Source organism: Streptomyces sp. KR55 (genome assembly GCF_052245645.1).
Taxonomy (GTDB): Bacteria; Actinomycetota; Actinomycetes; order Streptomycetales; family Streptomycetaceae; genus Streptomyces; species Streptomyces flavusporus.
In genome coordinates this window covers 1-12,579 of the sequence record NZ_JBQQCE010000280.1, presented here as the reverse complement: position 1 = coordinate 12,579, position 12,579 = coordinate 1, and the positions used below count along the sequence as shown (strand labels likewise).

Annotated in this window: 9 protein-coding genes; 7 read left to right on the top strand and 2 right to left on the bottom strand. The window is 71.1% G+C overall.

The features are described 5' to 3' along the window. On the bottom strand, positions 1-588 hold a 588-nt coding region (locus tag ACTWQJ_RS32730; RefSeq protein ID WP_443310129.1), incomplete at its 3' end, for an amidase family protein. A gap of 189 nt (positions 589-777) precedes the next feature. Further along, positions 778-1,788 carry a LacI family DNA-binding transcriptional regulator gene (locus tag ACTWQJ_RS32725; protein WP_443310130.1) on the bottom strand — a complete coding sequence of 337 codons (1,011 nt, stop codon included), beginning with the start codon at positions 1,786-1,788 and terminating at the stop codon, positions 778-780. A 263-nt stretch (positions 1,789-2,051) separates the two neighbouring features. On the opposite strand from ACTWQJ_RS32725, the gene ACTWQJ_RS32720 reads away from it, so the two are divergent. The 7 genes from ACTWQJ_RS32720 to ACTWQJ_RS32690 form a co-directional block, all read left to right on the top strand. After that, complete coding sequence (locus tag ACTWQJ_RS32720) at positions 2,052-3,344, top strand: ABC transporter substrate-binding protein (RefSeq protein ID WP_443310128.1); 1,293 nt, start codon at positions 2,052-2,054, stop codon at positions 3,342-3,344. Positions 3,345-3,350: 6 nt separating this feature from the next. Next, a complete protein-coding gene (locus ACTWQJ_RS32715) occupies positions 3,351-4,244 on the top strand; it encodes a carbohydrate ABC transporter permease (protein ID WP_443310127.1) in 894 nt (297 codons plus the stop codon). Next, positions 4,241-5,152 carry a carbohydrate ABC transporter permease gene (locus tag ACTWQJ_RS32710; protein ID WP_443310126.1) on the top strand — a complete coding sequence of 304 codons (912 nt, stop codon included), beginning with the start codon at positions 4,241-4,243 and terminating at the stop codon, positions 5,150-5,152. Before ACTWQJ_RS32715 ends, ACTWQJ_RS32710 begins: the two co-directional genes overlap by 4 nt. A gap of 33 nt (positions 5,153-5,185) precedes the next feature. Then, a complete protein-coding gene (locus ACTWQJ_RS32705) occupies positions 5,186-6,454 on the top strand; it encodes a glycoside hydrolase 5 family protein (RefSeq protein WP_443310125.1) in 1,269 nt (422 codons plus the stop codon). Continuing rightward, a complete protein-coding gene (locus ACTWQJ_RS32700; RefSeq protein WP_443310124.1) occupies positions 6,451-8,463 on the top strand; it encodes an endo-beta-N-acetylglucosaminidase in 2,013 nt (670 codons plus the stop codon). The genes ACTWQJ_RS32705 and ACTWQJ_RS32700 overlap by 4 nt, the downstream gene beginning before the upstream one ends. Positions 8,464-8,493: 30 nt before the next feature. After that, positions 8,494-11,514, top strand: a complete 3,021-nt coding sequence (locus tag ACTWQJ_RS32695; RefSeq protein ID WP_443310123.1) for an alpha-mannosidase — start codon at positions 8,494-8,496, stop codon at positions 11,512-11,514. Between the two features lie 121 nt (positions 11,515-11,635). Further along, positions 11,636-12,579: GlxA family transcriptional regulator (locus tag ACTWQJ_RS32690; RefSeq protein ID WP_443310122.1), on the top strand; the 944-nt coding region annotated here is incomplete at its 3' end.

Here is a 12,579-nt window from a genome sequence, read left to right as displayed (position 1 = left end):
AACCACCCCGCGGCCGGGCTTGATGGTGACGACACCGCAGTTGGCCGCCGGTATCCGCAGGGAGCCCATGCCGTCGTTGCCCAGGGCGATCGGCACCAGGCCCGCGGCGACGGCGGCCGCGCTGCCGCCGGACGAGCCGCCTGCCGTGCGCGTCGTGTCCCACGGGTTCCGGGCGATGCCGTGCACGCCCTCGGTGGTACCGAACACGCACAGCTCCGGCACATTGGTCAGCCCCACGACCACCGCACCCGCCGCCCGCAGCCGGGCGACGGTGACATGGTCCTGGTCGGCCGGCGTGTCGGCAGTCGCGGCCGAGCCGATCCGCACGGCCTCGCCGCGCACCGCCAGATTGTCCTTGACGGCCACGGGCACGCCCGCGAGCGGGAGTTCGCCCAGATCACCGCGGGCGCCCACCTCGTCGGCCTCCGCGAGCGCGGCCTTTGCCCGCACCGTGCGAAAGGCGCCGACACGGCCGTCGATCCGCTCGATCCGCTCGAGATGCTCGGCCATCACCTCCCGCGGCGTGACCCGCTTCTCGCGTACGGCGGCGGCGATCTCGACGGCGGTCCGTCCGACCCAGGTGGTCACGGGCGCTCCTCGGGCGTGGGTGGGCCTACTGGTGAGTACGTGGGGAGAACTCTGCCCGGACGACAGGTGCCGCGTCGAGGGGTCGTCGGGAGTGCGGGATCAGGGCGAGAACCCCGAGACCGCGCATGGGGGTTTGCGGCGTCAGTGCCGGCGGGAGTGTCATGAACCGTGCCGAGGAGCCCACCGGCCTCAGTCGCCCCGCGCCGCCCCCGTGCTCTCCCGCTCGATCAGCCGCGGCACCGGCACCCGTACGGTGCGGGCCGGGCCGCCGTCCAGCAGGGCCGTCAGTTCCGTCGCCGCCGTGCGGCCGAACTCCACGCTGTCCCGCGACAGGGCGGACAGCCACGGCCGGACCATGCGGCACAGCGCCGAGTCCTCCCAGGCCACCACCGACACGTCCGCCGGTACCGAGAAGCCGAGTTCGGCCGCGGCGGCGACACCGGCGACGGCCATCACGTCGTTGTCGTAGATCAGGGCCGTCGGCGGAGCCGAACCGGCCAGCACCCGGCGGGTCACGGCGGCGCCCTCCGCGTCCGAGTAGTCGGTGGTCACCGACCGCACCTCGGTCAGCCCGCGCCGTTCGGCCTCGGCGCGCAGTGTGCGGATCCGGCGTTCGGTGTGCGCGAGCCCCGCCAGGCCGGCGATGTGCACGATGCGCCGGTGACCGAGGGCGTGCAGCTCGCCCACGACCGAGGCCATCGCGCCCGCGTCGTCCGCCCACACCGTCGACAGACCGGGATGGCGTTCGTCCGGTGCGCCGCCGATCACCACGGCCGGCAGGCCGAGTTCGTCGAGCAGGTCGGGCCGCGGGTCGTCCGTGCGCGGGTCGACCACCAGGACGCCGTCCACCCGGTGTTCGGCCCACCAGCGCCGGTACACCGCGCACTCGTCGGCGACGTCCTGCGCAACCTGGAAGAGCAGCCCGAGATGACGCTCCGCCAGCACCTCCTGAATACCCGACACCAGCTGCAGGAAGAAGGAGTCCACGCCCAGCGTGTGCGCGGGCCGCGCCAGCACGAAGCCGACCGTCGCAGCCCCCTCGCCGGACAGCGCGCGGGCCGCCGTGCTGGGCCGCCAGCCCAGCTGCTCGGCAACCCGCCGTACCCGGGCCCGGGTGACCTCGGAGACTCCGGGCCTGCCGTTGAGCGCGAACGAGACCGCGCTCTCGGAAACCCCGGCACGCCGCGCGATGTCCTTCATCGTCGGCCGGCGCGCGGGGGACCGCTTGCCTGACACCCCTGTTCCCCATTCGGTCGGAGCCTGATCGCTAATGCGCTTGAGTGGCCATACCCTAAAGCGCATTAGTGATCTGCTGCAAGAACGCGTGCACACTCCCCTGACCTGCGGTCATGCTCAACTAATGAATTTAGCTGGGCAGAATCCATTGACTTGCCCTCAAGTGCGCGTGCAAGGTCGGCCCCGGCGCCATTCCGCTCACTTCGTCGTAAAGGAGCCCGGTCACCGTGCGTATCTCCCGCAGAGCCCTTGCCGCCGCTGCCGCCGTCGTAGTCGTCCTGCCGCTGAGTGCCTGCGGCTCCGGGAACGACGGCGGCGGATCGACCGACGCCTCGGGCAAGGTCGAGGGCGACATCACCTTCCAGACCTGGAACCTGAGAGCCAACTTCAAGTCGTACTTCGAGGGCCTGATCGCCGAGTTCGAGAAGCAGTACCCCGGCACCGACGTGAAGTGGATCGACCAGCCCGCCGAGGGCTACGCCGACAAGATCAGCGCCGACGCGGCCGGCGGCACGCTGCCCGACGTCGTCAACGTCTCGCCCGACCTCGTCGCCCCGCTCGCCAAGGCCGGACTCGCCCTCGACCTGGACAAGGCCGCCGGGCAGTACGAGAAGGAGTACCTGGAGGGCGCCTGGGCCGGCCACCGGATACCGGGCATGAGCGGTACGTACGCCTTCCCTTGGTACCTCAACACCGGGCCGTTGTTCTACAACAAGGCCCTCTTCGAGAAGGCCGGCCTCGATCCCGACCAGCCGCCGAAGACGTACGACGAACTCTTCGCCGACGCCCTGCAGCTGGCCGAGAAGAGCGACGGCGAGGTCGCCACCCTCGCCAACGTGCCCACCATCGAGGACTTCGGCCGCTACGGCGTCCCCCTCATGAACGACGAGGGCACCGCCTTCACCTTCAACGACCCCAAGGGAGTCGAACTCCTCACCAAGTACAAGGAGTTGTACGACGCGAAGGCACTAGACCCACAGGCGCTGACCGCCACGCCGGAGTCGGCCGGCAAGAAGTTCCTCACCGAGGCCGTCGCCATGAACCCCGGCAGCGCCCTGGACCTCGGCAACTTCAAGAAGCAGGCGCCGAACCTGTACAAGAACATCGGCATCACCGACCAGATCACCAGCACCGGCCACGTCAACATGTACGTGATGGGCGTGATGGTCAACTCCCAGACCAAGCAGAAGCCCGCCGCCGTCGCCTTCGCCCACTTCGTCACCGACGCCGAGCACCAGATGTCGTTCGCGAAGAAGGTCGCCATCTTCCCGAGCACCGCGGGATCGCTCGACGACCCGTACTTCACCAAGGAGGACGGCACCGACGAGACGCGTGTGCGGGTGGCCGCCGCCAAGTCGCTGAAGACCGCGGTCAACTACACGCCGGTGCTGTTCAGCGAGCAAATGAAGACCGAACTGCGCAACGCCGTCGCCCGGGCGCTGCAGGGCAAGGAGAGCCCGAAGGACGCTCTCGACAACGCTGTCAAGGCGTGTGACCGGCTTCTCCAGCAGCAGGGCTGAGGCGCGATGGCCGGCTCCACCGTCACGCGCATACGACGCCAACTGCCCACGAGCCCCTGGCTGTTCGCGGCCCCCGGACTCCTGATCGCCGGCGCCTTCGTGCTCTACCCATTCGTCTCCACCGTCGTCAACGCCTTCACCGATCGCCGCACCCTGATCCCGGGCGAGTTCGTGGGCCTCGCCAACTTCCGTGAGCTGCTCCACGACGACATGTTCTGGATCGGCCTGCGCAACAGCACGCTCTACGTCCTCGGGGTCGTACCCACCCTGGTGATCCTGCCGCTGCTGCTGGCGCTCCTGGTGCAGAAGAACATCCCCGGCATCACCTTCTTCCGCTCCGCCTTCTACACCCCGGTCGTCGCCTCGATCGTCGTGGTCGGGCTCATCTGGGTGTGGCTGCTCGACGAGCGGGGTCTTGTGAACTCGCTCCTGGAGACGATCGGGGTCGGCCGGATCGGCTTCCTCAGCGATCAGTGGCTGCTCCTGCTGAGCGCGATGACCGTCACGGTCTGGAAAGGCCTCGGCTACTACATGATCATTTACCTGGCCGCGCTCGCCAACGTGCCGCGCGAACTCCACGAGGCCGCCGCCGTCGACGGCGCCGGCCCGGTGCGCCGCTTCCTCACCGTCACCGTGCCCGCCGTCCGCTCCACCATGGTCCTGGTCGCCGCGCTCTCCTCGGTCGCCGCGTTCAAGGTGTTCTCCGAGGTGTATCTGCTGGCCGGCCCCAGCGGCGGACCGGCGGGCGAGGACACCACCCTCGTCATGCTCGTCCAGCGCACCGGCACCGGCCTGTCCGGCCGCGTCGGCTACGCCTCCGCCATCTCCGTCGTCGTCTTCGTCGTCACGGTCGCCCTGATGCTGCTCGTGCTGCGCGCGGACCGGAGGGATGAGACGTGAGCGTCATCGAGAAGGTACGTCCGGTCGAGCAGGCGACCGTCGAGCGCCGACCCCGCCGGCGCCTCACCGACGAGCACGGCCGCCGCGTCCGCACCTGGGAACTCGTCCTGCGCTACGTGCTGCTGCTCGCCGTACTGGCGCTGACCGTCGGCCCGTTCCTGTGGCAGCTGTCGACGTCGCTCAAGGGGCCCACCGAGGACATCTTCAGCTCCCCGCCGAGGTTCCTCCCGGGCGATCCCACCCTGCACAATTACGAGCGGGTCGCCGACACCATCCCCGTCTGGGACTACGCCCTGAACTCCCTGAAGGTCGCCACCGCCAACGTCGTGACCAACTGTGTCGGTGCGGCCCTCGCCGGCTACGCCCTGGCCCGGCTGCGCTACCGCGGCCGCCGCGCCGCCACCCTCGCTTTCGTGCTCGCGATGCTCGTGCCCGTGGAGGGCATCATCATCGCCCAGTTCACCACCATGCGGGAGCTCGGCCTGAACAACACCCTCATCGGGGTGGTCCTGCCGGGCTGCATCGGCGCCATGAACGTGCTGCTGATGCGCAACGCCTTCCTCAACCTGCCGTACGAGATCGAGGAGGCCGCCTTCGTCGACGGCGCCAACGTCTGGCAGCGGTTCCTGCGCATCGCGCTGCCGTCCGTGAAGGGGACGATCGCCGTTGTCGCGATCTTCGCCTTCATGGGCGCCTGGGACGACTTCCTGTGGCCGCTCATCGTGCTCAGCGACCCCTCCAAGTTCACGCTGACCATCGGCCTGAACTATCTGCACGGCACCTTCGCCAACGACGAACGCCTCGTCGCCGCGGGCACGATCATCGCCGTAGCACCGCTGATCGTGCTCTTCGCCTGTCTGCAGCGGTACTTCTTCCGCGGCGTCGGCGAGGGCGCCGTCAAGGGCTGACCCACCCGTACCTCCGACTCGCGAGGATCCCGTATGCCCCCTGCCGTGCGCTTCGGCGTCAACTACACCCCGAGTGAAGGATGGTTCCACCACTGGCTCGACTTCGACCCGGACTCCGTACGCGCCGACCTCGACTCGATCGCCGCGCTCGGCCTGGACCACATCCGCGTCTTCCCGCTGTGGCCGTACTTCCAGCCCAACCGCACCCTCATCAGGCCGAAGGCCGTCGAGCAGCTGGTCGCGCTCGTCGACGCCGCAGCCGAACGCGGGCTCGACGTCAACGTGGACGGACTGCAAGGGCACTTGAGCAGCTTCGACTTCCTGCCGGCCTGGACCGGGACCTGGCACCGGCGGAACCTCTTCACCGACCCGGACGTCCTCGACGGCCAGGCGACCTACCTGCGCACCCTGGCCGCCGCACTCGCCGACCGCCCCAACTTCCTCGGCATGACCCTGGGCAACGAGGTCAACCAGTTCGCCGCAGGCCCGCATCCCGACCCCGACCGGGCCACCGAGGCGCAGATCGACACCTGGCTGGAGCGGATGCTGGCCGCCTGCGAGAAGGGCGCGCCCGGCAGACTGCACCTGCACGCCGAGTACGACGCGACCTGGTACCAGGACGACCAGCCGTTCACCCCGGCCCAGGCGGCCCGGCGCGGTGCCGTCACGGCCGTGCACTCCTGGGTGTTCAACGGCACCGCCCAGCGCCACGGCCGTACCTCCGTGCCGAGCGAACACCACGCCGAGTACCTCATCGAGCTCAGCAAGGCCTGGGCCGACGACCCGCACCGGCCCGTCTGGCTCCAGGAGGTCGGCGCACCCGCCCCGCTCGTCCCGGCCGAACACGCCGCCTCCTTCACCGAGGCCACAGTGCGGCACGCGTTGGACTGCCCGGACCTGTGGGGCATCACCTGGTGGTGCTCCCACGACGTCTCGCGCGACCTCGCCGACTTCCCCGAACTCGAGTACGACCTCGGCCTGTTGACCAATGACCGGCGGCCCAAGGACTCCGCGCGGGTGCTGGCCCGCGCGGCCCGTGAGCACGCCGGCGCCGCGGCCGCCGCCCGGACCACGGCGCTCGTCGTCCCCGCGGACCCGTCCCTCCGTTCCCGCTGCGCGCCCGGCGGCCCGGTCTTCGACGCCTTCTTCCGGCTGGTCGCCGACGGCGCCCGGCCCACCACCGTCCTCGACGTGAACGCGGACGACAAGGACCGTCTCGCCGTCCGCGGCATCACCGAGGTCGTCACTCCCGACCAGGTACTTCCCCTCCCACAAGGAACCCGAGGAGGCACCCGCTCGTGAAACCCACCAGACGCACCTTCCTGCTCGCCGGCGCCGCGGCCGCCCTTCTGCCAGGCGTGACCGCCGCTGCCGCTGCCCCCAAGGCGGTGACGGCGCTCCAGCCGTACGCCTCCTACTGGTATCCGGACTCGCTGCCCTCCGGCACCCCGGGCGCCGGTATCACCTGGCGCAGCCTCAAGGCCTGGCGCGCGGCGGACGACCCCGACCTCGCCTTCAACGCGGCCGCCGTGCCGCTCGCGCCACGCTTCACCCCGACCCCGGCGAACCCCACCGCCCGCACCGACCAGGCCCGCATCCAGTCGCTGGTCTCCTTCGGGCCGACGTCGGGCAACCCGTCCCAGGGCTCGGCCACCGCCGACTACTACGCGCTCACCCACTGGGCCTACATCGACGAACTCGTCTTCTGGGGCGGCTCCTCCGGCGAGGGGCTGATCCTCGCCCCGAACGCGCCCGTCGTGGACGCCGCCCACCGGCACGGCGTGCGGGTCCTCGGCAATGTCTTCCTGCCGCCCGTGGCGTACGGAGGGCAGTTGCAGTGGACGCGCGACCTGGTGCAGAGGGACGCGGCCGGGCGCTACCCACTCGCGGCCCAGCTCGTCGCGGTGGCGGCCGCCTACGGCTTCGACGGATGGTTCGTGAACGCCGAGACGGGGGGAGGGGACGCGGCTCTCGGCGCGGACATGCAGGGCTTCCTGCGGGAGCTGAAGTCGCTCGCCGCCGCTCGGGGGCAGCGCGTGACCTGGTACGACTCGATGACCGTGAACGGGAACGTCAGCTGGCAGGGGGCGCTCAACGCGCAGAACCAGCCGTTCTTCGAGGCCGCCGACGACATGTTCCTCGACTTCCGGTGGACGGCGGGCAGCCTGGTGTCCTCCGGGCAGCGAGCGGAGCAACTGGGGCGCACCCGCTACGAGTTGTGGGCGGGCGTCGACGTGGAGGCGAACGGCTGGAATACGTCCGTCAACTGGGACGCCATCGTGCCGACGGGCTCGCCGCACGTCACCTCGCTCGGCTTCTACCGGCCCGAGTGGACGCGCAATCACCTGCCGGCGGACGGGAGGGCGCCGGGGGAGTTCCACGCGGCCGACGACCGGTTCTGGACCGGACGGTCGCTCGATCCGTCACGGCCGGACGCGACGGACCGATGGCGGGCGCCCTCGGTCACGGTGGCCGACCGGTCGACGGTCACGTCGGTTCCGTTCGCGAGTGTGTTCAACACGGGACACGGGCTGCGGTGGTACGAGGACGGGGTCGTCACCTCGGACGTGCCGTGGAACCATCTCGGGCTCCAGGACCGGTTGCCGTCGCGGCGGTGGGTCGTGCACACCGAGGGGCAGCGTCCCACAGTGACCTTCGACTTCGCGGATGCATGGCGCGGCGGGAGCAGCGTGCTCGTCGACGGTGAACTGGACCGGCCCACGACGGTCGATGTGTACGCGACTCGGCTGCCGATCACTGGTGACACGGTTGTCGAGCTGACGCACCGGTGCGACGCGGGTGCGGTGAACGTCGAGCTGGCGGTCGCCACCGCCGAGCCGAGCGCGCCGGGTGCGACACCGCCGTACACGTATCTGCCGGTGAGCTCGGTCAACCACTGGGGGACCGTGGCCGTCCCGCTCACTGGTCTGACCGGAACCGTGCACTCCATCGCCGTCCGGCTCACCCCGGTCGACCCTGGCAGCCCCGTACGCTGGCGCCTCGGCGCCCTGGCCGTCCGCACCGCGCCGCCCCGGACCCCAGCCGCCCCCACCGCCTTCAGGATCACCGCTGCCTCCGCAGGCGACCTGCGCTTCGGCTGGCAGCCCGCCCCCGACGGCGTCCGCCACCACACCCTCCACCGCCTCCTGCCCGACGGCACCCGGCGCTTCCTCGGCGGCACCTGCCAGCGGGCCTACTTCGTCGGCGGCCTCCGGCCCGAGCAGGGTGAGCGGGCGGCACGGTTCGAACTGCGCGCCGTAGGGGAGCTCTACACCTCGTCGGCCCCCGTGACCGTGAACCACACCTGGTAACCACCGCAACCCAGCTACGGAGCACCCCGCATGCATGACGACCGCAGCCTCGTGGAAGCCCGTCTGAGGCGTGTCCTCGACGAACGCATCCGACCCGCCGTGTATCCCGAGTCCGTGCCACTCGACGTGGCCGTCTGGCACGCCCCCGACGAACCCGTGCCGGTCGCCGAGGGGCTCGCGGCCGAGACCGAGCCGATCGAGGTGGGCGCCCGGTGGGGTGCTCCCTGGGGTACGAGCTGGTTCCGGGTCACCGGGACCGTGCCCGAAGCGTGGGCCGGCCGGACCGTCGAGGCGATCCTCGACCTCGGGTTCGACGAGAACATGCCCGGCTTCCAGTGCGAGGGCCTGGTCTACCGGCCCGACGGCACGCCGGTGAAGGGCCTCAACCCGCGCAACCAATGGGTGCGCATCGGCGCCCCGGTCGAGGGCGGTGAGGAGGTGCGCCTGCACATCGAGGCCGCGTCCAACCCCGTCATCCTCGACTACCACCCGTTCCTGCCCACACAGCTCGGCGACAAGGAGACCGCCGGCAGCGAACCGCAGTACACGCTCACGCGTATGGATCTCGCCGTCCTCGACGAGACGGTGTGGCAGCTGGTGATCGACCTGGAGGTGCTCGGCGAGCTGATGGCCGAGCTGCCGGTGGAGTCGGCGCGCCGTTGGGAGATCCTGCGGGCGGTGGAGCGGTCCCTGGACGCGGTCGATCTCCAGGACGTGGGCGGCACGGCGGCCGAGGCCCGTGCCCGGCTCGCCGGCGTCCTCGCCACCCCGGCGGCCCCGTCCGCGCACCGCATCAGCGCCGTCGGTCACGCGCACATCGACTCGGCGTGGCTGTGGCCGCTGCGTGAGACGGTTCGCAAGGTGGCGCGTACGACGTCCAACATGACCGCGCTCCTCGACGACGAGCCGGACTTCATCTTCGCCATGTCGCAAGCCCAGCAGTGGGCCTGGGTGAAGGAGCACCGGCCCGAGGTGTGGGCGCGGGTGAAGAAGGCCGTGGCGGACGGACGGTTCGTGCCGGCCGGCGGGATGTGGGTCGAGTCGGACACCAACATGCCGGGATCCGAGGCGATGGCCCGGCAGTTCGTGCACGGCAAGCGGTTCTTCCTCGACGAGTTCGGCATCGAGAACGACGAGGCCTGGCTGCCCGACACCTTCGGTTTCGCCGCCGGACTGCCGCAGATCATCAAGGCCGCGGGCAGCAAGTACCTGCTGACGCAGAAGATCTCCTGGTCCCGGACCAACAAGTTCCCGCACCACACCTTCACGTGGGAGGGCATCGACGGCACCCGGATCTTCACCCACTTCCCGCCCGTCGACACCTACAACTGCTCCATGAAGGGCAGCGAGATCGCCCACGCGGCCCGCAACTTCAAGGACAAGGGCGTCGCCCGGCACTCCCTCGCCCCCACCGGCTGGGGCGACGGTGGCGGCGGAACCACCCGCGAGATGGTCGCCAAGGCGGCCCGGCTGCGCGACCTCGAAGGCTCGGCGACCGTCGCCTGGGAGACCCCGGCGGACTTCTTCGCCAAGGCGGAGGCCGAGTACCCGAACCCGCCGGTCTGGGTCGGCGAGCTCTACCTCGAACTCCACCGCGCCACCCTCACCAGCCAGGCCAGGACCAAACAGGGCAACCGCCGCAGCGAACACCTGCTGCGCGAGGCCGAACTGTGGGCGGCCACGGCGGCCGTGCGCACCGGATTCCCCTACCCCTACGAGGACCTGGACCGCATCTGGAAGACGGTGCTGCTGCACCAGTTCCACGACATCCTGCCCGGCTCCTCCATCGCCTGGGTGCACCGCGAGGCCCGCCGTACCTACGAGCGGCTCGCCGAAGAGCTGAACCGGATCATCGACGCCGCCCAGCGCGCCCTGGCCGGCGAGGGCTCCACCCCGCTCGTCTTCAACGCGGCCCCCCATGCCCGCGCCGGAGTCCCTGCGGGCGGCGCAGCCGCGCCCACCACCAAGGGCCGGACCACGCTCGCCGCCCGTCCGGACGGCGGCCACGTCCTGGACAACGGGCTGCTGCGCATCGAGGTCGATGCCCAGGGCCTGGTCGTGTCGGCGTACGACAGCCAGGCCGACCGCGAGACGATCGCCCCCGGCCGGGCCGCGAACCTCCTCCAGCTCCACCCCGACTTCCCGAACATGTGGGACGCCTGGGACGTCGACGAGTTCTACCGCAACACGGTCACCGACCTGACCGACGCCGACGAGGTCGTCCCCGGCGCGGACGGCGTGTCGGTGCGGATCGTACGGTCCTTCGGCGCGTCGCGTGTCACCCAGGTGCTCTCGCTCGCGCCGGGGGAGCGGCGGCTGGTGGTGGACACGGAGGTGGACTGGCACGAGACGGAGAAGTTCCTCAAGCTCGCCTTCCCGCTCGACGTGCACGCCGAGCGGTACGCGTCGGAGACCCAGTTCGGGCACTTCCACCGGCCCACCCACACCAACACCTCATGGGAGGCGGCCAAGTTCGAGGCCTGCAACCACCGCTTCGTCCACCTGGAGGAGCCCGGCTGGGGTGTGGCGATCGTCAACGACTCGACGTACGGCCACGATGTGACCCGCACGGTCCGCACCGACGGCGACGGAGGCACGACCACCACCGTCCGCGTCTCCCTGCTGCGCGCCCCGCGCTTCCCCGACCCCGAGACCGACCAGGGCGTCCACCGCTTCCGGCACGCGATGGTGCCCGGAGCGGCCATCGGCGACGCGGTGTGCGAGGGCTGGCGGATCAATCTGCCGGAGCGGTGGCTGACCGGTGCCGGAGAGGTCGCCCCGCTGGTCTCGGTCGACCGGGACGCCGTCGTGATCACGGCCGTCAAGCTGGCCGACGACGGCAGCGGCGACGTGGTGGTCCGCCTCCACGAGGCGCACGGCGGTCGCGTCCGCGCCAAGCTCACCGCCGGGTTCGAGGTAGCGGCGGCCGCGGTGACGGATCTGCTGGAGCGCCCGCAGGCCGACGCGTCGGAACCGCAGCGCGACGGCGCCACCATCGCGCTGCGGTTGCGGCCGTTCGAGCTGGTGACGCTGCGGCTGAAGCGGGCCTGAGCACATGGGGGGCGAGCGGGTTCGGACGGTCCTATGGCCCCGGTCGTACGGACCAGGCCCGAGCGGACGTACCACCACCGGCCCGCTTGCCCCGCCGCGCCCGCCCCACGAGGATCCACGTATGCGCACGGCACCGCCCCACCAGGTCCTGATGGTCGTCTTCGACGGGGTGCAGATCCTCGACGTCACGGGACCGCTGGAGGTGTACGCCGCGGCGAACGAGCACGGTGGGGCCTACCGGATCACCACGGCGTCCGTGGACGGCGAGCCGGTGACCGCGACGGCCGGGGTGCGGCTGGTGCCTGACCTGGCGGTGAAGGACGTCGACTTCCCGGTCGACACACTGATGGTGCCCGGCCGCCCCGACTGGTGGGAGGCGGTTGCCGATACGCCGCTGATCGACGGCGTCACGCACCTGGCGGCCGGTGCCCGCACCGTGGCCGGCATCTGCGCCGGCGCCTTCCCGCTGGCCGCCGCCGGTCTGCTGGACGGGCGGCGGGCGGCCACGCACTGGCGGCTCGCCGCGGACCTCGCCGCCCGCTACCGGGACGTCGAGGTCGACAGCGACGCCATCTTCGTGCGGGACGGGCGCTTCATCACCTCGGCCGGGATCACCGCCGGAATCGATCTTGCGTTGTCGCTGGTGGAGGACGATCTCGGGGCGGACGTGGCGCGGGCGGCGGCCCGGCAGCTGGTGGTGTTCATGGCCCGGCCGGGCGGGCAGTCGCAGTTCTCGGCGCGGCAGAGCGCGAAGTACCCGGCGGACTCCGTGCTGCGCCGTGTGCTGGACGCGGTCACCGCAGACCCGCGCGCCGAGCACACCCTCGCCTCCATGGCCCGTACCGCCGGAGTCAGCGAGCGTCACCTTTCCCGGATGTTCCGGGCCGAGACCGGGACGACCGCAGCCGAGTTCGTGGAACGGGTACGGCTGGAGGCGGCGCAGGCGCTGCTGGAGAGCGGCGGCGACACGCTCGACGTGGTCGCCCGGGCCAGTGGCTTCGGCTCGGTCGAGACGATGCGGCGCACCTTCCGGCGGCTGCTCGGCCTCACGCCCGGAGCGTACCG